Genomic DNA, 24268 nt, shown 5'->3' with positions numbered 1-24268 from the left:
TTTTAGAATGAAAGAGAAAAAGCCAGACATGGTGGTTTATGATGAAGAAAAAGAACAGTATAACGCTGCCTTTTTGCCTTATGCCACAAGTTTTAGTGCACCACAAATCAAAGCACCAAACAATGGCAGTTGGAAAAATTCACAGATATATAAGGCTAACAAGCATCTAAAAACAAAATATGAAGCTTTAAAAGCTGAGTATGAAGCCTTGATGAAGGTTCTAGAGTATAATGAACTTATCACGGCTTCAAAATTCAGTTTTGAGCCTATAATTGGTGAGATTTATCATTTGTATAATAATGCAAAGGACCAACCCTTTTTATCTATTATTAATCCAGATACCTGTGATTTTGAACATTTGGGAAGTTTCCGTTTAACATCGGACTATTTATGGGAAAAGGTGGACTCTAAACCTCAATCAATAGCATTAAATCATTAGTTTGTATAGATAGTCAAGAAATTACAGTGCTTAATCCATCTTTAATACTATATTTATGCACATAACGAAACAGTATCAAATAATACATGGGTAGATCACAACAGACATTTAGCAAAAGTGAAAAAGAAAAAAAGCGTTTAAAAAAACGTGAGGATAAGCGTAAGAAGATGGAGGCGCGAAAAGCAGAGAAGGAGGCTAACGGTTCTGAAGGCATACCGATTGCATATGTGGATTACAATGGTAATTTAACAGATACACCACCAGATCCAGAGCATAAAATCGAAATTGAAGCTGAAAATATTGAAGTAAGTATTCCTAAGACTTTGCCTGGAGAAAAAGAAGAAATAGACCCCATCAGAAAAGGAAAAGTTAACTTCTTTGACACATCAAAAGGTTTTGGATTTATTATTGATGATGAGAATAACGAAAAGTATTTCTGTCACGTTAGCGGTTTAATAGATGAAATTGCCGAAAATGACAAGGTAGAATTCGAACTCGAAAAAGGACAACGTGGTATGAATGCAGTAAGAGTAAAACTCGTATAGAGCACGCTAATCTTATAAAAAAGAAGCCATTATCGTATTGATAGTGGCTTTTTTATGTATTCTCGTTTAGTATTTTATAAACCAATGGCTTTGTCAGTTCTTGACCTGCAGTTTTTTCGCGTAGCAAGTCATACGAAAATCTAAAATCACAGCCCAATTTATAATCAGAACAACCATAGGCGGTTTTCCCTTTGATGATGCTGCCTTTTTTGCATTTTGGACAGGTATTTTCTGGGGTTTGTGATTGAGGATGAGTTCCTTTTTTTGGTTCAAATTTTAATTTAAAATCAGCATCAAAACGTAATAAGCCTTCTGTAGTTATATTATTGATTTTAAATCCTTTAAGGTTCACTGTCGAACCTTTACTTAAAAGTCTAACTAACTGATTTTCTGATATCTTTTTATTCTCAAATTTAAACGGCAAGGTAAAATCACAAGACGTTCCGTAGTGGTTGCAACCAAAAGCCGTTTTTCCTTTAATCAATTGCCCAGATTTGCATTTAGGACAAGTATTGCCAACGACGCCTTTAGACGTTTTAGATCTTGTCTTTGGCGTTTTTGCAGATTTATTATTTACTGCCGATATACGTGTCGTAACTTTCTCTGTTCGCACTTCATAAACCAAGGCATCCACCATGCGTTTCATACTCTTTATAAACGCTGATGCAGAATACTCGCCTTTTTCAATATCCTTTAGCTGTTTTTCCCAAGTTCCAGTCAGCTCTGCAGACTTTAGCAATTGATTCTGGATGGTATCAATCAGCTGAATCCCAGTAACGGTGGGCAAAATCTGTTTCTTATTGCGCTTAATATATTTGCGCTTAAACAGTGTTTCAATAATATTGGCACGAGTTGATGGACGACCGATACCGTTTTCTTTCATGATGTCACGCAACTCTTCGTCATCCACTTGTTTGCCAGCGGTTTCCATAGCACGTAGGAGAGAGGCCTCGGTAAATTGATTAGGCGGTTTGGTCTGTTTCTCTATAAACGACGGCTCATGTGGGCCTTTTTCGCCTTTTTCAAAAGTAGGTAAGAGGCTTTCTTTTTTAGCATTGCTTTGGCTAGACTCAAACACCACACGCCAACCTTTAGACAGTATTTCTTTTCCGGTAGTTCTAAACTTTACATCAGCCGCTTGCCCAATAACTATGGTATTAGACACTTTACAATCCTCATAAAACACAGCGATAAAGCGTTTTACAATCGCATCGTAAACCTTTTGGTCACCATGTTGCATACTAATTTGCATTCCGGTAGGAATAATGGCATGGTGATCTGTAACTTTTTTATCATTAAAGACTTTTGCTGATTTTTTAATCTTTTTATCAAGTAGAGGAGACGTCAAGACTGAATAGTTGGTCAGCTTGCTTAAAATGCCTTTAACTTTAGGATAAACATCATTAGGCAAAAAAGTCGTGTCTACTCTAGGATATGAGATGGCTTTTTGCTCATACAAACGCTGTGCAGCCTTTAAAGTCTCATCTGCAGACATGCCAAATTTGGTATTACAATACACCTGTAATCCCGTTAAATCAAAGAGTTTGGGTGCGTATTCTGTGCCTTTCTTTTTGGTCACAGATACAATTTCGAACTGATCTTCTTTAACTTTATTAGCCAATACTTCACCATCTTCCATTTTTAGAAAACGGCCCTCTTCATAATTAAAAAGGGTGTCTCTGTACGTGGTTTGTAGCTCCCAGTAGGGTTGCGGCTTAAAATTTTCAATGGCCTTAAAACGTTTGACGAGCATGGCTAAGGTTGGGGTTTGCACACGACCCACCGATAAGACTTGCTTATAACCACCATGTTTTACAGTATATAAACGTGTGGCATTAATCCCTAATAGCCAATCGCCAATAGATCGCGAAAAGCCCGCATAATAGAGGTTGTCGTAGTCTTCAGAGGGTTTTAAGTTTTCAAAACCTTCTTTTATGGCCTCGGTCGTTAGAGATGAAATCCAAAGCCGTTTTACCTGACCTTTATAATTGGCTTCGTTTAATACCCAACGCTGAATCAATTCGCCTTCTTGACCCGCATCACCGCAGTTAATGACCACTTCAGCTTTATCAAAAAGGCTTTTTACAATATTGAATTGTTTTTTTACGCCTTCATTATCAGAGACTTTGACTTCAAATTTCTCTGGGAGCATGGGCAAGTTGTTTAAATCCCAACTTTTCCAATAGGGTTTATAATCGTTAGGTTCTTTAAGTGTGCAGAGATGTCCAAAAGTGTAAGTGACGACATAGCCATTGCCTTCAAAATAGCCATCACGCTTGGTTGTAGCACCAAGAACAGCAGCAATTTCACGGGCAACACTAGGTTTTTCGGCAATACAGACTTTCACTTATTTGGTCAATTTTAAGCTTCCAAAATAACCAAAAATGCAAATTATAAGTCTTAATCTGTTAAGAATTAATAAATATATATTAACAGCTTTACGATGCTTGTTTGTGGTCTTGTATAGAACGCTTAATCTGCAACAAATGCGATACAATAGAAGAGAGCTCAATTCTTAGGAAACGACTGTCTTTTTTACTAAAATCCTCAATATGGTGCTTGTAAATAGACTCGAAACCATCTTTGATGGTAATAAAGAAACTATCGTCGTTAGCATCTAAGTTTACGGAGCTTTTAAAATTGCTTTCTTGAAGTAACCAATACGATAAACTATTGATTTGCGTGAATAAGGCGAGATTTTTATCCATAATACATAAGTTTTAAATCGAGGGCTTATGCAATTTAAAAACGGATGCTTATAGTTTGGTTATATCATAGTTGAGTAACTTAATTTTTCGCTAAGCGTTCGTAAATGGATAATATTCTCGATAAATGACCATAGTTAGAGTTTGTAATAATCTATATTTTACATAATATAAATTATAGAGCATTTTTAGTATTTGATTATTAAGTAGTAATTAGTTAGAAATCTTTGTTATTAGGCCAAATACAATGTCATCATTCTCTTTATCTTTTATGAATGCTTTGTATAAATAAGTATTATCATTTATAACTTCAATGATTTCTACATTAATAAAATTGCCAACTTTATGTTTGTCTTTAATTAAAGACATTCTACGTGTGTCAAGTGTATACTCATGGTCACTAATCCAATTTATTTTATAAACTTGACGACCACCAGAAATATTTTCACCAGTTTCAATTTGGCGCTTTTTTCTTCTTTTTATTACTGAATCACTGAATGCAGGACTTTCGTATTTAAATTTACCACGATGAAATGCTTTACATTTTACATAATCTTCTTTGGGTAATTCGTGCGTTTTATATTTTGAATTGACAAAATAATAAACGGATTGCCAGCATTCATTTATCATTTTTTGTGGATAAGCTAGATAACCTTTTTTAAAGTGATCCAAGCATCCTAGTTGCCAGCCTTCGTCCTTATAAGTACTTTTTTCCTGGTTAATATTAATATCATAGCGTTTGCCACTATTATCAACACAATAATCAATAGTAACTATACCAACGCGTTCAACGTCATCTACAAAAATTTGTGCATTTGCAAAATTTAAGCTGAAAAGACTTGTTATAAAAAGAAAGTGATAAAAGTGAAATGTCATTGAAAAGTATTTTATATAAAAATACAATCATCCACTGGATAATTGCATTTGTATAGCCTAAAATATAGTCGTTCCACTTAAAAACAATAAGAATGAAATGAATAAAATTTTATGGGACCAAGAGCTATTGCCTTAGTATTCATTATCTTAGAGTATGGAAAAGCTTTCTCAATTGACAAGTGATGACTATAAAACAATATTAATTGGAGTCATTGTTATAATTGGTTACATCTCATTGCTAAGATTTAAAAGATACTTATGGGATAAAAAAAGAATTGCTCGACGTGATTATTATAGAAACGTTTATTTAAAATCTGATGCTTGGCAACGTAAACGTTATGTCGTTTTAAGACGGGATAATTGGACATGTGTGTATTGTGGTCAACGAGCTACACAAGTCCATCATACCCGTTATGCTAAATATAACATTGGTAAAGAACCTATAGAATGGCTAGAATCTGTTTGTAAGCCTTGTCATGATGACCTTCATTGAACTGGCCATTCACTTAGTTTTCCTGAGCTTGTCGAAGGATTGTTTTAGCAAATGATATGAGGTCAGTTTGCCAACATAAAGTAGTAACTTTTTCGTTTTCTATATCACATCTTGGCGTAATTATAACTCCATAAACCTTGCTGTCTTTATAAGAATCTGAAATTCCTAAATTAAAGATATAACCTTGTTGTAGTTTGCCAATTTGAGCTGCTGTATATATATTTCTGATAACAGTAGATTTTAATAAAACTTAAATATATGATAACTTATAAGCGCTATCAAGTTTTGTTAATTAATTTTGACCAAATCGATTCATTCCACACACATTTACTCGCTCAATTTATTTATTAAATAAATAGGTGTTTGTGAATTTCGTAAACTCGATGTCATTAACTGAGTATAGACCTATTTGAGAAGAAAAAAATGGAGTATTGACTTTTGTACAATATCACACTAATTAGTTCTTTTTATATGCGACCAACATCCAAATGACTTTATCAGGATTGTTCTCCCAATAGCCCAGATTATTATTTTCATGACGCAGTATAAATCCTGCGTTTTGCAATTCTTGTTTCACATATTTGCTGCTTAAACTATGTGCATTGGTTTGTTCTTGTCTTGATTTTCCAATGATACGTGATTTTAGCTTTTCTATAATTACAATCTGACCACCAGGTTTTAAGGCTTTTTTGACATGACTCAGAATGCTCCTATAGTCTTCCATTTCATGGTAGGTATCCATAATAATAACAGTGTCTAGTAGTCCTCTTGGAAGGTTTGGATTATCATAATCACCCACTATGGTCGTAATGTTGTGAAGACCACGATCTTTAGCAATCTCATTTAATGTTTCTAAACGGTCCGTTCTAAGATCCACAGCAAACACCTTCCCGTTTTCTCCAATCTGTTTTGATAAGCGTACACTCAAGTAGCCTTCATGACAACCAATATCTGCAACATAATCCCCTACTTCTACTCCAATAGCGTTAAATATGGTATCTAGTGCCATCCATGTATCACGTTCTTTCCAATCGTTTTCTTCATATTGAGAAAACCCTAATGATGGCAAACAGATAAGTGCTAAGACTACTAGAATTATTTTCATAGCAACAAGTTAAAAAACAGATACAATTTGTAGATGTTAATTAACACTAATTTATTGAATAGGCCTTAATTGGCCTATACTAATCTCATACTATTATTATTAATACGTATTTAGTCTATGATAAATTGGATGGAAGACCTTATCGTTTTTAAAATATAAATACCAGGCGCAAAATTACGAGTGTCAATAGTTGAAGTATTTGAATCTATGTTTTGCCTTAAAAGTAGTTTGCCTTGGGTATCATAAATTGTTATGGTACCAATGTTTCCATTATCTTGAGAAATCGTCAGCTCCTTATTTGCTGGTACAGGATAAAGCTTCATCTTACTCTCTTTTACCTCATTTGCACTAGTTGATAACGCATTAAATGCTAGAAAGCCTATTGTAGTACCAACATCTGAAACCTTGTATGGCCCAACAGTGCCACTAGCACCATACTCTTCGGCACCAGCATCAAGATTAGCATCTCTATCGCCATTAAGGATGTCTTTTGTTAAGTAGCTATAGGAACCAACACCAGCATCTATAGCATCACTCCCTAAAGCAAGTCTATAAAAATCAGTACCACTAGTTAATAACCCTGAGGCTACAGTTTGGTTGGAGTTGGTGCCATTGGTTAAATCCCAACTTCCGTTTTGTGTTATATTACCTTGATAGTTTGATGTGCCTATTGGTGCTGTGATTTCTTGAAGTGCAGAATCGCTACAATCTAACATGATATTATTTGCGATTACTAAGTTCTCTGGTGCTAAGGTCAGTGCACTATTAATGGCTGTGCCAACTCTAATTCCCAAATCGCAGCTGACAATAGTATTATTAATGATTTCAGAATTTTTTACTTGATAGTATTCGTTAAGCTCTGAATTTGGCTTACCATTGGACACGTTAATTGCACCTGTAGCGCTTGAACCCGAACCATTAGGTTTTCTGTACCTAAGTCCTTCAAAATAATTGTTATAGACTTTATGATCTTCACCAATAACTCTTACACCTCCAGAGAATGTATTTTCATTTCCAAAGAAATAATTGCCATATACTTCAGCATTATTACCGTGCCTTAAGGTTAAAGTTCCTTGAAAATCTCTAAAAGTATTATTGTAATATTTATTGCTACCACATTTATTAGAAATAATTTCTACTTCCCCAGCCCAATTATTAAAAAGGTTATCATACACTTCTGTAAATGAGTCCGAAAGTGATGTGGTGCTCACGCCTATTCTTATGGCATCTTGATCATTTAGCCCATTAACATCATTATTTACAGGTATTCTATCAGCAAAATAGTTATGATGAATTCTGGAATAATCTGGTGTTGAATTATTATGATTGTCATTAATAATACTACCCACGCCATTCTTACCAATGAAAGAGCTATAGCTTACTTCATTGTACTCGCCATAGATAACTATCCACTTAAATTTAAGTGTTTCTTGACTTGCCGTACCGTTATACGAATCTATTTTAATGTTTCTTACCGTGCAATTGACACAATCGTTATTGCTTGTATCCCTAAACTCAATAATTGGCTCTATTTTGTCCCCATCTGTAATAAGTCCTGATGCATTTTGAAAAGTTACTCCTTCAAAAATTATATAAGAACCACCTATGCTGATATTAGAGCGTCCTTCGAAGAACACACTCCCTGGATTTTGAGCTTTAATAATACAAGGCTGTGTCGAAGTGGCGTTAACATTAATTGATAGTTGCACGTCTGTCCAAGTACCATCTGCAAACTCTATAACTGTTCCTGCAGTAGCATTAGATATCGCATTTTGAAGTTGAGTATTGTTGCTAACAACTTGTGACTGTACTTTTAATGTTAGTATTAGTGCAAATATGCAGATAAAATATTTCATTATTTTTATTTTTAATTGGAAAACCAATCTGGTTAACCAATTTCAAAAATAATAAAATTTTGTAAAATTCATACTTTATAAATAATAAAGAATACATGTAATTGTTATATAGTTAGGAATTTGGTTAGATGTTACTTGTCGTTATAATTAAGTTAATAACTAGCCTAAATAAAACTAAAACCAATATTTTGCTTTCTACTAATTATAACCGCTTTTGAATATCAAATTTTTTGACTTTATCATCATAGCAAGCAGTCTTATCGGTTTTTTTATAAGTGTCGCTTTGGTTGCTTCTCCGTTTTATAAAAGTAAGGCAAATACTTACCTGTCTGTGTCTTTATTTCAGTTGGCGTTTTTAACTTTTATGGGTTGGTATGATACGGATTTTGGCATTTTAGAACTCATTTCTAATTTTACCTTAGAGTTTTTGTTTCCGGTAACATTACTGACGTATTTCTTAATTCAGATAGAACACCAATACTTAAAAAAGCATTGGTATATATGGCTTTACATTCCTATTATTCTCTCTACTGGTATAGAGATTTGTATTGTCGTATCCCAAACCCTATTTAATGTTTATGATGTAAATTTTGACGATTTGGTTTTTGATATTAAAAACAACACAGCCATTATCTATAATCTATTTTTAATCTTTTGGGGACGTTATTTGGTTAAAAAATCTAGTACTATTTCTAAAGACAAAAAACTTTGGTTGCTGCGTCTTAACTTATACATCATCTTTATTATCTTTTTATGGTTGTTTTCTAATATTGAATTTTATCTTTTTGACTCAGAACATACCACAAATCTTATGTGGTTTATTCTCTCTACCTTATTATGGTGGGTACTATATTATGGTGTTTTTAAACTACAACTCGTTGTGCAAAAAGACGAGATACACCAATACTTGGTCTCAAAAAAAACCAATACTAACCTACCAAAAAAGGATGTAAACCAAAATGAGATTTCTAAAATTGTCTCACAACTGTATGCATTAATGGAGGACGAAGAATTGTATAAAAACCCACTTTTAAGCCGATTGGATTTAGCCAATAGATTGGAAACTAGCGAAGGCAATTTATCTAAGATTATAAATCAGGAAATTAATAAGAGTGTCATCCAGTTTGTAAATGACTATAGAATTGAATCTGCTAAAAATCTACTGCATAATCCAGTTTTTGATAAATATTCTGTAGAGGCTATTGGTATGGAAGCAGGTTTTAAGTCTAAAAGCGCTTTTTACAACGTATTTAAAAACAGTCTTGGTATTTCTCCAGGAGCCTATAGAAAACAGAATAAAGTGTCCTAATTCGTTTTTGAAAACGTTTTTGCACTTCTTCAATCTAAAAATTATCATTTTATTTTTTTGATGCCTATAGTTTAGCAATTGTAATCAAAAAACAATTTAAAAATGACAAGAGTAATTTTTGCAATCGTATTAGTAATGAGCTACTATTTTGGGTTTTCTCAAGATGACCAAAATAAAACAGAAGTATCTGTAGAAACATCTGTTTTTGGTGTTCAAGTTGGTCTTATTGGTGTTTGGGCACATAATGAACTAAGGCTATCTAATCAAGTTGCTTTACGAAGTGAGTTAGGTATAAACGGTGTTAATACTAACACCATTTCGCCTTCAATAGCTCTAGAACCACGTTGGTACTATAATTTAGGTAAGCGTCAAGAAAAAGGAAAACGAATAGATGGAAATAGCGGTAATTATTTTTCGTTAAGAGCTACTTATTTTTTTCATGATGATGAAGAATTAAACAAAGATTATACAGATGAAATATCAGTAATTCCTACTTGGGGAATTAGAAGAAACATAGGCAAACATTTTAATTACGAAGTTGGTGCTGGTGCTGGACTAGGCTTCGAAAGCAAGAACATTGATATTGACTTATATGTGAACTTAAGATTTGGATACCGGTTTTAGATAAACTCATATTAGATTTTATCCAAGATAACTGTTCTGTATGATTTTCCGATAGGTAGTTTGACTTTGTTAAGTAAAACGACTTGGTTGCCCTCTATTGATGCTAAGTAGTCAAAGTTTATGATATATGACTTATGTATACGTAAGAATTGCTCAGGAAGTTGTTTTAAAACATCTGACAAAGTTTGCGGTGTTAGCACCATAGCATCCGTATAAATTTTTACATAATTACCATAGGCTTCTATATGAGTAATGTTGTCAAAATCTAATTTCAATAGTTTTTTGTCGCTCTTTACAAATATTGAGCTTGCAACTTCATTTTTATTTTCTAAAACGGTTTCTGTTTGCTTCGATGTGTTTTTCTGTACCTTAATTACAGCCTGTAAAAACCGTTCTAAGGAAAATGGTTTTAATAAATAATCTGTGACCGAAAGCTCAAAACCTTCAACAGCATACTCTGGATATGCGGTTGTAATTATGACTTCAGGTTTATATGACATCGTTTTTAATAAACTTATGCCAGAAAGTTTGGGCATATTAATGTCTAAAAACAATAAGTCTATTGTCTTTTCTTGCAAAACTTCCATAACATCAAAAGCATTTTTGCACAATGCTACTAGTTCTAAATGTGGTGTGTCTGCAATATAATTTTCTAGTATTTGACGAGCGATAGGCTCATCGTCTGCTATGATGCATCGTAATGTTTTCATAATGTTATAAATCTAGTGTTAGGGAGACATCATAACTATTATCATTCTTAGTAATAATAAGCTGATGCTTATCAGGATAGAGCAATGCCAATCGCTTTTTTGCATTTTTTAGACCAATACCATTATTTGTGGTTTCCATAGAATTGTGGTTAACACCTACAGCATCGATACTGTTCCGAGATTTAAAAATTAATTGATTATTAAGACTTTCTATTAAAACTGAAACACTACTCTTTTTATCTTTTGAAACGCCCAAATGTTTAAATGCATTCTCTATAAATACGATGAATAACATTGGTGCAATTTTTTTTGATGCCGTGTCACCCGATTTTATAAAATGAATTTCTGTACTATCCTCTAACCTAATTTTTTCTAATGACATATAGTTTTCGAGATACTGTATTTCTTTTTCCAATGAAACATAGGTTTCTTTAGTGTCATACAAACTATATCGTAATAAATCTGATAATTTAAGCATTAAGTCTGGAAGCTTATCTGATTTAACAACTGATAATCCATAGAGATTGTTCAGGGTATTGAATAAAAAATGAGGATTTAATTGCCCTTTTAATAGTTTTAATTCGGCTTCTTTTTCCTGTTGTCGTCTTGTAAAACTATCTCTTGCAATTTTTAAAGCTGATGCAAAGGCAAGTGCTAAAAATAGAATGCCAAAAAAATTAATAAACATAAGAAGCTGAAGAGATTGTCCTAGTACTGTTTTAATAATTAATACCGAAATGACAGTAAATACGACAGTATTTAAAAGGAACAAGCCTATAAACAAAGGGAGCTTTTTTCTTAAATAAGGAAGAATTAATAAGTTGTTGATATATATAGTCGGTGCCAACAATAGGATTATAAAAATTGCTACTAGTATTCGTTGTTCTGCTTGAATTGTAACGATTAATATTAATAAAAGTATGAACCAAATGAATATGTTCTGTACCACTTTATTATCTATCCATGTATCTAGTTTCGACATAATTAATGTAAAGGTTGTTTCAAATGTATCTTTTCTTCTTCAAATAGACACTTTTTAATGATGAAGAGAGCTTCTTTTAGTCTGAAAGGATTGTTTTCGCTGATTTATAGAAAATTGTATATACATCATGACTTTAAATACGCTTATCATTATTTTTTCTGGATACTATAGATTTGAATGACTTTTGAAATATTAATCATAAAAATTTATAATCATGAAAAATGTATTTCAACTTGTTATGTTAGTATTAGTTCTTGCTCAATCAATTGGATTTAGTCAAGAAGCGACAACAGTAAAAATTCCTTTGCAGGATACCAAAACAATTATCGACACAGAGAAATTTAAAGACGCTGTCGGAAGTTTTTTACTAGAGGAAGCCAACTTTGAATTGAAAATTGTACAGGAGGGCAACAAAATGTTTATTGTCACAGAGTTTTCCAAGGATGTTTTAGTGCAGAAAAATGAGACTACTTTGCGCGAACCAACGAGAGGAGTTGATTTAGAACTTGTGGATGATAATGTTAATGCTTTAAAGTATTCCCAGAATGGTTATGAGACTTTAATTAAAAGGGTTGTTATAAAGAATTAAACTCATTTCTTTAGATACATTTAGTCTATGGGCAAAGTTAGTATAAGACGAATAGCATTCTAAAGGTTCTCTATTATTTTGACAAATAGTAGTAGAGTTCTTTGGAATGCTTTCTATATGGTTTGTATTGCATTACTCAAATAGGACTAAATTTTAGAGCTATTTTTTTTGAGAGTATACTATTTATACTTCTGAAAGATAGCTGTACTAACCCAATAAATATCTTGGTTACTGGTGTAAAAGAAGTATTTACCATCATTAGTAACAAATGGGCAAAGTTCATGACCTTTGGTGTTAATCGCATCTCCCATGTTTACAGACTGAGTCCAAGATCCATCTTTAGTTTTAAAGCTGATGTATAAATCACCTCTACCCAAGCCATCTTTTCTATTGGCACAGAAAATAATATAGGATTCATCAGGAGCTATAAATACATCGGCCTCATAACTTTGTGTATTAATGGCCGCTGGTAATCGCTCAGCTTTTTGGAACTTGCCATCAACCATTTTTGAGGCGTAGATATCAAAATTGTTGCCTGCTTTACTAGATGAAAAGTACATGGTACCATTTGTTGTAAATGAGATGTAATATTCATCAGCTGTGGTGTTTATATTTTCACCTGCATTAATAGGCTCAGACCACCCATTTGTTGTACGCTCTGCATACCAAATATCATAATCTTTTGGGTTGCTAACCCCATCTAATGCTCTTTGAGATATAAAGTAAAGCCGGTTTTCATCTGGTGATAAAAAAGGGTCGTTATAACCATACTTATCATGCGGCATAATGGTTTTTGGTGCGGTCCATTGGTTACCGACAAGCTTTGTAAATCGTATCTCTTCTTTACCACCATTATTAACCCCATAATAAAATTCGGTAGCATCTTTATTAAATACTGAGCCAAATTCATAGATATTTTCTCTAGAAATAATACCAGGCGCGAATACTTCTGGTACTGTTGATGGTGGCTTTTGATTAATATACATATTGTTTTGGCTGTTAGTATTTATACCAAGTAATAATAACAGTATCAATAGGATACGTGGAGTTTTCATGGATGTTTTTATATTAAAACGTAAACTCGAAATTTATATTCTACCAAATCTTAATCCGCTTATCCTCTTCTCTATAATTAGATTCTCCAGGTTTTACATCAAAGGCTTCATAAAATGGTGTAAAGTTCATTAAAGGGCCATTAACACGCCACATTGGTGGCGAATGCGGGTCATTTGCAACGTAGTTACGTAAAAACTCATCACGCATTTTTACACGCCAAATATTAGCTATAGATAAAAAGAAACGCTGGTTTGGTGTATAGCCTCCAATCTTTGTGGTATCTTGATCTTGTGTAGTGAGTTTAAAGGCGTCATAAGCAATGGCTATTCCACCATTATCTGCAGTATTTTCTCCAACCGTTAAGGCGCCTTTAAGATGCACACTATCTAAAACAGTAAATGCTCCATATTGCTCTACAATCTGGTTCGTTTTTTCTTTAAACTTTTTATAATCGTCTTCAGTCCACCAGTTGGTCACATTACCATCTTTATCAAACTGTGCGCCTTGATCATCAAACGCATGAGTGAACTCATGACCTATAACCATCCCAATTCCACCGTAATTTACTGCATCATCAGCATACAAATCAAAGTAAGGCGCTTGCAATATACCAGCAGGAAACACAATTTCATTTAGTGAGGGATTGTAATATGCTGTAACTGTAGATGGGGTTGTTCCCCATTCATCTTTATTTGGTGGTTGATTTAATTGTTTTAGTTGATACTGATAATCGTTTTTTCGTAATGCTACTACGTTCTCAAAAAACTGATTACGGTCAATACTCACATCATACGAACGCCAAACATCTGGGTATCCTATTTTCTTGTTTATAGCAAATAGCTTTTCTTTTGCTTTTATCTTTGTACTATCACTCATCCAGTCTAGATTATCAATACGTTTCTCTAGGACTTTCTGAAAATTATTGACCAAGTCAAGCGCACGCTTTTTGGCATCTTCATTAAAATAGCGTTTTACATAAAGTTGCCCCAGGGCAAAACCAATCTGCCGGTCTACGCGTCGTACCATTTGTTTATCACGCGGCTGCTGTTCTGTTTGTCCAGTGAGTACCTTAGAGTATTCAAATGCAGCATCTTGAAAAGGTTTACTTAAAATATTATCGTGAGAACCAATAGAGTTTGCTTTGAGATAAAGCTTCCAGTCGTCTAATGAAACTGTAGACAACATCTTGTCTAAGGTTTCGTAATATGCAGGCTGTGCAACGTCTATTGAGTCTGTTTTTATGCTTAGAAGCGACAATATATTAGCCCAATTAATGTTAGAGTGTTTTTGATCTAAATCTTCAATTGACATTTTATTATAATTCGCCTTCACATCTCTACGTTCAATACGTGTTTTATGCGATTCAGCCAATTGTTTTTCGATGTTATAAACTATTTCTGCTTTGGCTTTAGCATCTGTATCGCCAACCAATTCAAATAAACGCGCTAAATATGTTTTGTATGCATCTTGTATTTGTTGTATAGATTCAGCTTCGATAAAATAGTAATCTCTATCTGGCAATCCGATTCCAGTCTGTGCTAAATGGAGGATATTCATCTCACTATTCTTCTGATCGGGAGAAATGTATGGTGCAAACATAGAATAATCACCATATTGAATTTGCATAGCCACAAACTCTGTTAAAGTCTCTACATTGTCTATTGCTGCAATGCGTTTTAAAATGGGCTTAATCGGTTTTATACCTCTTTCATTAATCGTAGTGGTATCCATACCTGAAGCAAAGAAATCACCAACTTGTTGCTCTACACTACCTTTAGGGTGTTCTTGTTCAGAAACTTCTTGTAAAATATTTTTTAGTAATTCTTGTTGTGGAATATTTAAAAAGCGATAAGCACCTACGCCAACTTGGTCATCGGCAATGACAGCACTATCCATCCATTTTTTATTGACATGATTAAAAAAATTATCGCCAGGTTTAATGTCTTCTGAAATCCCGTCAAAAACAACAGCTTGAACTTCTGTCTTAGTTTCTTCTTTGCATGATGCAAGAATGATGATAAAACTTAATAGTGTAAAAAAACGTTTCATGATTATAAAGATTGATTTTCTCAAATATAAGCATGAATAACTTTTGCAGGACAACTAGACCAATGATTTAACCTAGCATTAACCAAATTCTAAATTATTTTAGTGCTTCAACTAGCCATAATGGACTTTTATTAAAGGCTTTCCAATCTTTTTCTAAGGCTTCGTAGAGCTTATCGAGTTCTGCAAAATCTGATACACCGCTATTTTCATCCTTTTTAAGTTGTAATATATAATCCATCAACTCATAACAAGCTGTGAATTGTCCACAAGCAATGAGTGTTTCCATACGGTTTTTAGCAATGTCGGTTTGGTCCCACCATAAGGTTGTTGGCGTTTCAGATGCTGTAAGTGCAACACTTTGTAAGCTTTTACTCGGATGTGGTTTTATAGCTTTATTATAAGCTTTGCCCTTACTGTATGGGGTTTCTTGACCATTTAATTTGTAAACTGTTGCTGTAATCCGCCTATGTTTCAAAGACGATTTTGAATAAAATAAATCATAATTCAAACGACGCATTTGTTTTAAAAAAACATCGTTAATCATGGTCATAGCAGAAGTTAATCTGTCAGTGAGCATACGCTGTATTAAACTGATATCAAGCTTCTGAAAGGTTAAAATATCATCTAATAATGGTTCTGGCACATTTTTTTTAAAGATGCGTTTTAAGCGTCCTAAAACTGAAGTTTTTATTACTGATGCTACCAACCCAAAAACTGTTAGTAATAAACCAAAACCTATAATAATGCTTCCCAAAATATAAAGACCTGTGTAGGGCATTGGACCAAATAGGCTCATACTGTTTAATACTACAAGCAGCGTACCTATAAGTAGAATGATAATGTATAATGGTTTAATAGTGAAGTATTGCAAAATTTTATTAACTACCGTTTTTACAGTAGAGCTCTTTCCTATTTTACTAGTGTCTTGCTGCCAAGGTTGCATTTTATAGCTACCGACATCGTTGACCATAATTAAGTCAAGACCATCTCCCATGCGTTCATTTATAAGCATCATACTTCCAATACCTTGGTTGTCTGCAATACCACCGTCCATGATACCGACACCATTTATAAATCGATCTAGGCCTTTTAAATTCTTATAAGCTGGCGAATCATGATTTTCAAAATAATCATCTGGGAACACTAGAGGTTCAAAGCCAACAGGAAAACAAGATGAAGACGCTATAACATCACCTAACTTAACATCATTTCTAAGTGCATTAACTTCTTTTTGATAATTGCGGTACAAAGGATTATTGCCAAAATATCCTCTATTTTGAAATCTATAGGTTAAGCCAAAGGAGAAATCTGTAGCGTTAAAACAAACTTGCTCTAACTGCTTAATAAATTTAGTCTCAAAGTGCTTAAAATCACCACTAAAAACAGGCATTTCGGCATAAGTCAACGCAAAAGCATTTATAAGTGAGCGTTTTTTATGTGGATTGTTTTTCCAAACAGTATCGTCCTCTAATTTTGCAATGGCATTCTCTAAAAGTTTGTCATTTTTTGGAGTAAACGTATTATAAAACGTCCTGAAAAAACTTTTAAAATCATAATCATCTGCTTGTACAGCTTTGGCATAAGCTACAGCTAAAAGTGTACCACCACTTACACTACTCAACGCTTTTACAGATGATAATAAGGATTTCCCGTTATAGGATACATTGTTAAGATAGGACACAATACCCAAGGCATAGAAAGTAGCTCTATAGCCACCACCACTAAAACAAAGCCCAACATTATTAAAAGGTGTAAGCGTTTTTTTATCTTCAGACATACTATTATATTTTCATTTTAGACCACACTTTAGACTCTAACACCAATCAATTTAGTGCATCTCTTAAGGGTAAAAATGTGAATGTAATAGCTTAAATATTGTGGAGGAGTGTAAATATATAAAAACCTTAGGCTTTTATGTGCATGCAATTATCAATAATTTTGAAAGTCTGACCTGACCTGTAGCTAAGCGTTTAATTTATGCGTTTCAGACTTCCAGAAATAATCATATCTCTTTTAGCCACAAGTTTGTTATCAACTTTTTGAAGTTTAAGGATTCGATCAGTTTCTCCTCTTTTAGCCATTTTTTTGCGACAACGTTTGCTTAACATTGGGTCTTCATCAAAGAATAAGGTTGGTAAAGCATATTCTGTTCCGTCAGGAACTTGAACTTTGATATGTATTTCCTGTAATTGATTATAAAGTCTATCACCACCAGGAACAAAAGTATAAAAGGTATATTTACCATCTGCATTGGTCTTTACAGTTGCGCTATGCTTCACTTTTTTCTGACCATTGATTTTTTCTACAACAAAATTTCCATCTTCGTCTGCTTGATTAATAGTCAATACATGATTCTTTGCTGGTGTAGCACCATCTTCTAAATATATAGTTCCAGAGATTTTGAATTGTTTTGATTTAATAGAATAATCAGGAATTGTATCTGTATTATTAGTTAATCCTTCTACTATATCAATCGCAATAAAAGAAGAATTGCTTGTTTGGGCTGTAGATAAAGTAATTGCAAAAACTAGTGAAAAAATAGTAAGCTTCATATGCATTTTCATGGGACAATAATATTGATTTGGAGTTTCAATTTGAATAATAATTATTGTAAAGCCATAAAAATCAAATGAATGCAATAAATAATCGATGTAAGGACTATGAATGCAAAATATACCGATGAATGACAATGTAAATACAACTTTAACTTTTGTCTATATTATTCATAATTTTTTTCATTTTGCATTAAAAATCCTACATTCAATGTGAAAATTCATCAAATGTATTTCATCTAAAATAATTGCATTTAATCCACTATTTATGCAGTTTGTCGCTTAAAATTGCATTTCGTTGATAATTTTTTTTCAAAAAAACATCAAAATTACAGCGAAAATCATAAATATTTATCTATGTTTGTCTAGCCCAGTCTAATAAAAACCTATAACAATGAAGACTAAAATTACCCTACTTATGTTTGCACTTTTGTGTGTATCTACCCTAGCAAATGCACAAAAAAAGCAAAAAGCTCTAAGTTTTATTAGTGGAAAAATAAGTATCGCTAAGTATCATGAAAGAGAAGAACTAAATAGAATGAACAAAGGAGAACTTCTTGACCTATATATAGAACGCATAGAAGTTATAGTAAACATTTTACCAAATATTGCATTTGCAACTAATTCAAATGTCACTATGTCTACTTTGGGTATTCCAGATACCAAAGAAAATAGAAAAGCCTTGGTAGAAAATAAAGAAGCTTCTGATGTTTACTTTGAGAATACTATAGAGTTTCAAAAGAAAATACTACCCTATTCTGATACTTCAGATTTGATAGCCGCAATATTGTTTTATGAATCCACTTTAAAGTCCTTACATACTTACAATGATTTTAAATCAAATTGATGAACAGTTTTAATTAATGTAATTAAAGGCCTCAATAGTTATTATTGAGGCTTTTTTAATGGCACTTATTTTGTCATAGACCAATTCTTTTGTGTTGATAATCAACTTTGTAAAAACTAAACCTCGACAAAAAGAATTATTTTGTAAGTATTTTCATTATTTTCTAAATAATTAATGTAATTCATCGATATTAGTTGTATTTGATAGGTATTAGTTATACGTTTGATATAACCCTCATCGAAAAATAAACTTAACCTCTATGAAAAAAATTACGTTTAGCGCTGTTCTATGCATTCTAGTTTTTACATGTGTTACAGCTCAACAGGAAAAAGGCATTATTGGATTTGATAACTGGCTAAATCCATGGGCAGAATTTAAACCAAATAAAACAAACTATGGAGAGCCTACCCAGATTTTAACTGGAGATATCACCAGTGATATTACCTTAAAAAAACGCGACATTTACTTATTATTAGGTGATGTTTTTGTAACCGATAGTACTACACTAACTATAGAGCCTGGTACAGTTATTCTTGGAGATTATAAAACAAGAGGATCATTGACTATTAGTAGTGGGTCAAAAATCATTGCAGAAGGCGAGCAAACAGACCCAATAGTTTTTACCTCTAACCGACCAATGAAAAAGCCTGGTGATTGGGGAGGTTTGTTTATTCTAAGCGATGCACCAACTAATAAGTTTGGTAATGAAAGTTCATTAAATTTTGGCTTAAAACCTAGTAATTTTAATAACATCACTTTTGGAGGTGAAAATGAAGTAAGCAATTCAGGGATATTAAGTCATGTGAGAATTGAATATGCTGGCAGAAGAACAAAAGATTTCGGATACTTTAATGGGCTAACACTTGCTGGAGTAGGTAACGAAACAATGATAGAAAATGTTATGGTGAGTTATTGCTCTGGAGATGCATTTAGTATCATTGGAGGTAATGTTACATTAAATAAGCTTGTATCCTATAAATCTAATCGTAATGATTACAAATTTAATCATGGTGCCCAAGTAATTATAGAAAACTCAATAGCTGTAAGATCACCATACGTATCTAGTCCAGACGGCTATAGATGCATGTATGTGTCATCATATAATAACATAGAAGATATAGACCCAACAAAACCTAATACTCTTGTATTAGCCTCAAATCTAACTATGATAAATGTTAGTGATGATTTAAAATATGATATCAGCATTGGCCTTGTTAAAGAAGCTATTTACATAGAAAAAGATGCGACTTTCTCTTTAAAAAGAAGCGTTATTTCTGGCTTTAATCCTGCTGTATTCTTTGATGAAGACATTCAGATTAACAACGAAAACCTTCAAAAAATTAATTTCGAGCGCACATATTTTAATAATTGCAAAGGCAATATTTTTACTAAGTACAATTCTAATAATGAAGATTTAGAAAGCTGGTATGGTAGTAGAGCTTTTGACAATGTATACTCTAAAGGTCCTGACTCTGAAACTTTTATTGACTTAAGACACCCGAAAACTCCTGATTTTAGGTTACGAATTAACAAGATTGTAGCGACTACAGATAGTGATGAGATTGATGATTTAGATGATAACTAAATCTAACCCTATCAAAACAAATTAGCCTATAGAATAAAAAACTACAACTACAGCCAATGCGCTCCCAAATTGCTAAAATAAAGATACCCTATCTATGCCTATTCGTTATAGCCCTATTCTTTGTGCAGTTTTTAAACGCACAGATAGTTATAGGTATGCCAAATTTGGGCTTTAGTCAAGCCTGTGCAAGTGAATCTTTTAATTATTACGATGTTACGTTTGTATTCTCTCCAGAAAATGGATTGCAAAGTACCAATCAGTTTATTGTTGAGATGTCAGATGCAGATGGAGATTTTTCTAATGCAACTGTAGTACACACTTCTGGAGAAGGGACTGTAACTCAATCTCCAGCAACGCTTAGTTTTTCATTACCAACAACAACGGCAGGTGAGAATTATAAAATACGTATAAAAAGTACGGCGCCAGTAGCTACTAGTTCTAGTTCATTTGCTTTTGCTGCTTATTATAAATTACAAGATTCACCTTTTTCTATAAATAATTTAGTGTCTTCTGGAGCATATTGCTCTGGCGGCGCTTATCTACTAACTATAGATAATCCAGGTATTAACGGAAATGATTCTCCTTTAAATTATCCGTCGCTAACATATAATTGGTATAAGGAAACGAGTCCAACAACATCAGAATTTATAAGTTCTGGTGAAACATTATCTGTCTCAGAAGAAGGCACTTATTTTGTAGAAACAAATTATGGAACATGTACTTCAGATTCGTTTTCAAATCGCGTTGAAATTATAGAAGCTACAACTGGTGAAGCAAATGCAACTATAGTATCTAGTTTAGGAAATCCATATTGTCCAGAGCAAGGTTTAACAACACTAAGTACAATTGGTGCACTGAGTTATCAATGGTATAAAGACGGCGAGCTCATTGAAGGTGCAAATGCACAAATGTACCAGACTAATGAGTCTGGTGAGTTTTCTGTGCAAGTAGACCTAGGCGATTGCCAAACCTCAGGAACTATTGCTTTACAAAGTCAATTATTTGAAATGGATACCAATGTTTCAGAAACTAATGAAATTGAAGAAGGCAACAGTTTAGATGTAGAAGTCACTACAAATGCAAATAATCCAGAGTTTGTCTGGTATTTTAATAACACACTATTAGAAGATGAGAATGAAAATACGTATTCAGCTTCAGAATTTGGAACGTATAAAGTAGTGGTTACTGAAACTGTGGGCTGCACAGGTTCTAGAGAATTTATTTTCGAGGTAACCGAAGCCCCAGAGCCATTTCCAGATGTTGCAAATATTCCGAATGTAATCAGTCCAAATGGAGATGGCATTAATGATACTTGGGTTATTCCAACAGCATTTGTTAGTGGTACAGAAACCAATGTAAGAATATTGACAAGCCAAGGAAAACAGGTGTTTCAAACGAATGATTACCAAAACAATTGGCCTATAGACAATTTAAATTCAAACAGTATAAATCAGGTATTTTATTACATCATCACTACCAGTACTGGTGATACCAGAAAAGGATCAATAACTATTATTAAATAAAATGAAAGCACACCTACTTGTCTTTATAGCATGTATGTTTTTTCTAGAGTATATTACTGCTCAAGGAGGCGATGGTGTGGTTGCTTTTGAGTTGCCTATAAGAAACTCATTGACTTTTAATCGTAATATTATTAATCCAACATTTAGCTTTGTTAGAGAACAAAACAAATTTGTAAGTGCATACAATAAGCGCGAGTGGGTACAATTTAATGATGCACCTCTCTCCTATTTAGTGTCATATTCAGGTCGTTTTACTGATGATATTGGTGCAGGTATCACTTTATTTCAACAAAATTATGGTGTCCTAACAACTTATGGCGGCGTCATAAACTTTGCATATAATGCAAGATTAGAACGAGATACTAATCTAACGTTTGGACTAAACTTAGCCGCATACAGTAGTGGACTAAACTCAGGGAATGTAGTCACTAATTTCCCTGACCCATCATTAGATAATATAGAGTCTAATTTTTTAGTTTCTGTAAATCCAGGCATTAATTTTGGTACTACCTTTTTAGACTTTGGAGTTTCGGTGAAAAACCTGTTTTTATATAATGTCCAGTCTTCAGAGTTATTGCAAGATGTGCCTAACCAAGGTATTCAAGGTCATGTCATGTATACAGGTTATATGTCCAGTAGAGGTTTCTTCGATGATAGTAAGTTTACGGGGCTAATACGAAGTGAATTTAGAGAAGATGAGACTATTATTGCTGCAAATGCCATGCTAAGTATACCAAAAGGATTTTGGATTCAAGGTGGTTATAACACAATGTATGGGGCTTCTGGAGGTATAGGACTTAATATTACTGAAGAAATTGCTATTGAATATAATTATGAAATGGCACTTGGTGATTTTAGTGATTTTGGACCCTCTCATGAAATAACATTGGCCTATCGTTTTAAAAACGAAAGATTTTTTGATTACAGTAGTCAAGATGAAGTTACAGCACTTATTGCACCTAAGAAATACAAAAGACCATCCTATCCAAGATATACCTCTACAAAGCGAAAAGCAAAAGAACCTGTAGTTGCTAAAACAAATGAGGGACAAGCAGAAATTGAAGCTCTTGAAGCCAAACGTCTCGCAGATGAGAAAGCAAAATTGGAAGCTGAACAATTGGCACAAGCTGAGTTAAAAGCTAAAGAAGATGCTGAAAGACGCGCTCAACAACAAGCCGAGTTAGAAGCAAAACGATTAGCTGAGGAAAAAGCCAAACGAGATGCAGAATTATTAGCAAAAAAACAAGCTGAAATCAAAGCTAGACAATTGGCAGAACAAAAAGCAAAAAAAGAAGCTGAGAGAAAGGCAAAATTAGAGGCCGATAGATTAGCCAAAGAACAAGCAGAAATTGAAGCTAAGCGCTTAGCAGAAGAACAAGCAAAAATAGATGCCGAAAAACTTGCTAAAGAACAAGAGGCCCTTGAAGCACAAAAAATTGCTGAAGAAAAATCTAAAGCAGAAAAAGAATTAGAATTAATAACTAATCCAGATGACGAGCTCGGTAAGTCCATGCAAAACCTTGTAAAGCAAACTGAACAAGAAAAGAAGCAGCAACAAGACTTATTAAACCAATACAACAAAGCTGTGGACGGTAAAAACGAAAACCTTAAAAACTTAAAAGAGGAAAATGATTTAAGTGAGCAAGGTATTGCAGTAAAACCAAAACCATTTAAGAGTATTACTAAAGAAAATGAAGCTCTAAAAGCTATTAAGACCGGTCTTGATGACGTTATAGACTCCAGAAATCTAAAGATTAATGAATTAGAAAAGCTTTATGATGATTTAAGAGAAGCAGATACAATAGTTAATGAGGTTGTTATGCTTTACTATAAAAAAGAAATTAAGCGCTTAAAAACGGAGCAGATAGAGACTGATGAACTAAAATCAAATTTAGAAAATAGATTAAGAGATATTCAATTAGCAATCGAGTTCGAAAAAAGACGTCGTATAAAACGTGCAGAATTTGATAATGAGGAAGAGCGTTACAAACAAGATAGAGCTACTTTAACAAATTTGAAGGCAACAACATCTATATCTGATGTGCCATTAATAGAGGCTGATTTTGACTTTGGTATACCACAACCAAGCAATATTCAAATATTAAAAAACATCAATTATGTAGATAGTGGTTTTTATGCTGTATTGGCAGTACATAGTGATGTAGATAAACGAAATGAATTTATAACTAAATCTTTAAAATCAGGTTTAAGCAATATAGAATTCTTCTATGATGTCAATACGAGTAAGTATTATATCTACTCAAAAAAGTTTGGAAGCATTCAAGAAGCTAACAATAACCTGAAATTAAAGGGCACTAAACCATATAACAGTAACATGTCAATCATTAAAATCGAGAACTAACATATCATTAAGGGCATTCTTTATCTGTTAAGCCCCAAACCCGATAGGTAAAGAATAATCA

21 protein-coding genes are annotated in these 24268 nt (G+C 33.3%); 10 read left to right on the top strand and 11 right to left on the bottom strand.

Annotated elements, in window-relative coordinates:
- Positions 1–7: 7 nt before the first annotated feature.
- Positions 8–439, top strand: coding sequence for a DUF2452 domain-containing protein (locus IEV10_RS09095; protein ID WP_188374403.1), 432 nt, complete (start codon positions 8–10; stop codon positions 437–439).
- Positions 440–525: 86 nt separating this feature from the next.
- On the top strand, positions 526–984 hold the full coding sequence (locus IEV10_RS09090) for a cold-shock protein (RefSeq protein ID WP_188374402.1): 459 nt from the start codon (positions 526–528) through the stop codon (positions 982–984).
- A gap of 52 nt (positions 985–1036) precedes the next feature.
- Here the strand turns inward: IEV10_RS09090 and IEV10_RS09085 are convergent, their stop codons facing one another.
- The 3 genes from IEV10_RS09085 to IEV10_RS09075 form a co-directional block, all read right to left on the bottom strand.
- Complete coding sequence (locus IEV10_RS09085; protein ID WP_188374401.1) at positions 1037–3331, bottom strand: type IA DNA topoisomerase; 2295 nt, start codon at positions 3329–3331, stop codon at positions 1037–1039.
- Between the two features lie 91 nt (positions 3332–3422).
- Entirely contained in the window at positions 3423–3692 is a 270-nt protein-coding gene (locus tag IEV10_RS09080) for a hypothetical protein (RefSeq protein WP_188374400.1), read from the bottom strand.
- A gap of 210 nt (positions 3693–3902) precedes the next feature.
- The gene (locus tag IEV10_RS09075) at positions 3903–4565 is read right to left on the bottom strand and encodes a hypothetical protein (RefSeq protein WP_188374399.1); all 663 of its coding nucleotides are present in this window, start codon (positions 4563–4565) and stop codon (positions 3903–3905) included.
- A 154-nt stretch (positions 4566–4719) separates the two neighbouring features.
- Here IEV10_RS09075 and IEV10_RS09070 point away from each other — a divergent pair, with 154 nt between their 5' ends.
- Entirely contained in the window at positions 4720–5058 is a 339-nt protein-coding gene (locus tag IEV10_RS09070; RefSeq protein ID WP_188374398.1) for an HNH endonuclease, read from the top strand.
- 457 nt (positions 5059–5515) lie between these two features.
- Here IEV10_RS09070 and IEV10_RS09065 read toward each other — a convergent pair whose 3' ends face one another.
- Both IEV10_RS09065 and IEV10_RS09060 read right to left on the bottom strand, forming a co-directional pair.
- Positions 5516–6163: a class I SAM-dependent methyltransferase gene (locus tag IEV10_RS09065; protein WP_188374397.1), complete on the bottom strand. Its 648-nt coding sequence runs from the start codon at positions 6161–6163 to the stop codon at positions 5516–5518.
- 110 nt (positions 6164–6273) lie between these two features.
- Positions 6274–8019, bottom strand: a complete 1746-nt coding sequence (locus tag IEV10_RS09060) for a polysaccharide lyase 6 family protein (protein WP_188374396.1) — start codon at positions 8017–8019, stop codon at positions 6274–6276.
- Between the two features lie 214 nt (positions 8020–8233).
- On the opposite strand from IEV10_RS09060, the gene IEV10_RS09055 reads away from it, so the two are divergent.
- Both IEV10_RS09055 and IEV10_RS09050 read left to right on the top strand, forming a co-directional pair.
- The gene (locus IEV10_RS09055; RefSeq protein ID WP_188374395.1) at positions 8234–9328 is read left to right on the top strand and encodes a helix-turn-helix domain-containing protein; all 1095 of its coding nucleotides are present in this window, start codon (positions 8234–8236) and stop codon (positions 9326–9328) included.
- A gap of 102 nt (positions 9329–9430) precedes the next feature.
- Complete coding sequence (locus tag IEV10_RS09050; RefSeq protein ID WP_188374394.1) at positions 9431–9952, top strand: hypothetical protein; 522 nt, start codon at positions 9431–9433, stop codon at positions 9950–9952.
- 11 nt (positions 9953–9963) lie between these two features.
- Here the strand turns inward: IEV10_RS09050 and IEV10_RS09045 are convergent, their stop codons facing one another.
- The gene (locus IEV10_RS09045) at positions 9964–10662 is read right to left on the bottom strand and encodes a LytR/AlgR family response regulator transcription factor (protein WP_188374393.1); all 699 of its coding nucleotides are present in this window, start codon (positions 10660–10662) and stop codon (positions 9964–9966) included.
- A 4-nt stretch (positions 10663–10666) separates the two neighbouring features.
- On the bottom strand, positions 10667–11644 hold the full coding sequence (locus IEV10_RS09040) for a sensor histidine kinase (RefSeq protein ID WP_188374392.1): 978 nt from the start codon (positions 11642–11644) through the stop codon (positions 10667–10669).
- A gap of 214 nt (positions 11645–11858) precedes the next feature.
- On the opposite strand from IEV10_RS09040, the gene IEV10_RS09035 reads away from it, so the two are divergent.
- On the top strand, positions 11859–12233 hold the full coding sequence (locus IEV10_RS09035; protein WP_188374391.1) for a hypothetical protein: 375 nt from the start codon (positions 11859–11861) through the stop codon (positions 12231–12233).
- A 179-nt stretch (positions 12234–12412) separates the two neighbouring features.
- On the opposite strand, the gene IEV10_RS09030 is transcribed toward IEV10_RS09035, so the two are convergent.
- The 4 genes from IEV10_RS09030 to IEV10_RS09015 form a co-directional block, all read right to left on the bottom strand.
- Positions 12413–13219, bottom strand: a complete 807-nt coding sequence (locus IEV10_RS09030; RefSeq protein WP_229719673.1) for a TolB-like translocation protein — start codon at positions 13217–13219, stop codon at positions 12413–12415.
- Between the two features lie 109 nt (positions 13220–13328).
- Positions 13329–15338, bottom strand: a complete 2010-nt coding sequence (locus tag IEV10_RS09025) for a M13 family metallopeptidase (protein WP_188374389.1) — start codon at positions 15336–15338, stop codon at positions 13329–13331.
- A gap of 94 nt (positions 15339–15432) precedes the next feature.
- Complete coding sequence (locus IEV10_RS09020) at positions 15433–17115, bottom strand: patatin-like phospholipase family protein (RefSeq protein ID WP_188374388.1); 1683 nt, start codon at positions 17113–17115, stop codon at positions 15433–15435.
- Between the two features lie 193 nt (positions 17116–17308).
- Positions 17309–17890, bottom strand: coding sequence for a peptidase associated/transthyretin-like domain-containing protein (locus tag IEV10_RS09015; protein WP_188374387.1), 582 nt, complete (start codon positions 17888–17890; stop codon positions 17309–17311).
- 394 nt (positions 17891–18284) lie between these two features.
- On the opposite strand from IEV10_RS09015, the gene IEV10_RS09010 reads away from it, so the two are divergent.
- From IEV10_RS09010 to IEV10_RS08995, 4 genes are all read left to right on the top strand, one after another.
- A complete protein-coding gene (locus tag IEV10_RS09010) occupies positions 18285–18737 on the top strand; it encodes a hypothetical protein (RefSeq protein ID WP_188374386.1) in 453 nt (150 codons plus the stop codon).
- Positions 18738–18996: 259 nt separating this feature from the next.
- Positions 18997–20322, top strand: coding sequence for a beta-helix domain-containing protein (locus IEV10_RS09005; RefSeq protein ID WP_188374385.1), 1326 nt, complete (start codon positions 18997–18999; stop codon positions 20320–20322).
- A 56-nt stretch (positions 20323–20378) separates the two neighbouring features.
- Positions 20379–21845, top strand: a complete 1467-nt coding sequence (locus tag IEV10_RS09000) for a T9SS type B sorting domain-containing protein (RefSeq protein ID WP_188374384.1) — start codon at positions 20379–20381, stop codon at positions 21843–21845.
- A 1-nt stretch (position 21846) separates the two neighbouring features.
- Positions 21847–24207 carry a PorP/SprF family type IX secretion system membrane protein gene (locus IEV10_RS08995; RefSeq protein ID WP_188374383.1) on the top strand — a complete coding sequence of 787 codons (2361 nt, stop codon included), beginning with the start codon at positions 21847–21849 and terminating at the stop codon, positions 24205–24207.
- Positions 24208–24268 lie beyond the last annotated feature (61 nt).

Source organism: Winogradskyella haliclonae, from assembly GCF_014635865.1.
In the GTDB taxonomy this organism is placed as follows: domain Bacteria; phylum Bacteroidota; class Bacteroidia; order Flavobacteriales; family Flavobacteriaceae; genus Winogradskyella; species Winogradskyella haliclonae.
This window is presented reverse-complemented; position numbering and strand designations above follow the sequence as displayed.

Coding starts and splice junctions, on each gene's coding strand:
- IEV10_RS09095 (WP_188374403.1), top strand. CDS start 8: ATGAAAGAGAAAAAGCCAGACATGGTGGTTTATGATGAAGAAAAAGAA.
- IEV10_RS09090 (WP_188374402.1), top strand. CDS start 526: ATGGGTAGATCACAACAGACATTTAGCAAAAGTGAAAAAGAAAAAAAG.
- IEV10_RS09080 (WP_188374400.1), bottom strand. CDS start 3,692: ATGGATAAAAATCTCGCCTTATTCACGCAAATCAATAGTTTATCGTAT.
- IEV10_RS09075 (WP_188374399.1), bottom strand. CDS start 4,565: ATGACATTTCACTTTTATCACTTTCTTTTTATAACAAGTCTTTTCAGC.
- IEV10_RS09070 (WP_188374398.1), top strand. CDS start 4,720: ATGGAAAAGCTTTCTCAATTGACAAGTGATGACTATAAAACAATATTA.
- IEV10_RS09065 (WP_188374397.1), bottom strand. CDS start 6,163: ATGAAAATAATTCTAGTAGTCTTAGCACTTATCTGTTTGCCATCATTA.
- IEV10_RS09060 (WP_188374396.1), bottom strand. CDS start 8,019: ATGAAATATTTTATCTGCATATTTGCACTAATACTAACATTAAAAGTA.
- IEV10_RS09050 (WP_188374394.1), top strand. CDS start 9,431: ATGACAAGAGTAATTTTTGCAATCGTATTAGTAATGAGCTACTATTTT.
- IEV10_RS09045 (WP_188374393.1), bottom strand. CDS start 10,662: ATGAAAACATTACGATGCATCATAGCAGACGATGAGCCTATCGCTCGT.
- IEV10_RS09040 (WP_188374392.1), bottom strand. CDS start 11,644: ATGTCGAAACTAGATACATGGATAGATAATAAAGTGGTACAGAACATA.
- IEV10_RS09035 (WP_188374391.1), top strand. CDS start 11,859: ATGAAAAATGTATTTCAACTTGTTATGTTAGTATTAGTTCTTGCTCAA.
- IEV10_RS09030 (WP_229719673.1), bottom strand. CDS start 13,219: ATGTATATTAATCAAAAGCCACCATCAACAGTACCAGAAGTATTCGCG.
- IEV10_RS09025 (WP_188374389.1), bottom strand. CDS start 15,338: ATGAAACGTTTTTTTACACTATTAAGTTTTATCATCATTCTTGCATCA.
- IEV10_RS09020 (WP_188374388.1), bottom strand. CDS start 17,115: ATGTCTGAAGATAAAAAAACGCTTACACCTTTTAATAATGTTGGGCTT.
- IEV10_RS09015 (WP_188374387.1), bottom strand. CDS start 17,890: ATGAAGCTTACTATTTTTTCACTAGTTTTTGCAATTACTTTATCTACA.
- IEV10_RS09010 (WP_188374386.1), top strand. CDS start 18,285: ATGAAGACTAAAATTACCCTACTTATGTTTGCACTTTTGTGTGTATCT.
- IEV10_RS09005 (WP_188374385.1), top strand. CDS start 18,997: ATGAAAAAAATTACGTTTAGCGCTGTTCTATGCATTCTAGTTTTTACA.
- IEV10_RS09000 (WP_188374384.1), top strand. CDS start 20,379: ATGCGCTCCCAAATTGCTAAAATAAAGATACCCTATCTATGCCTATTC.
- IEV10_RS08995 (WP_188374383.1), top strand. CDS start 21,847: ATGAAAGCACACCTACTTGTCTTTATAGCATGTATGTTTTTTCTAGAG.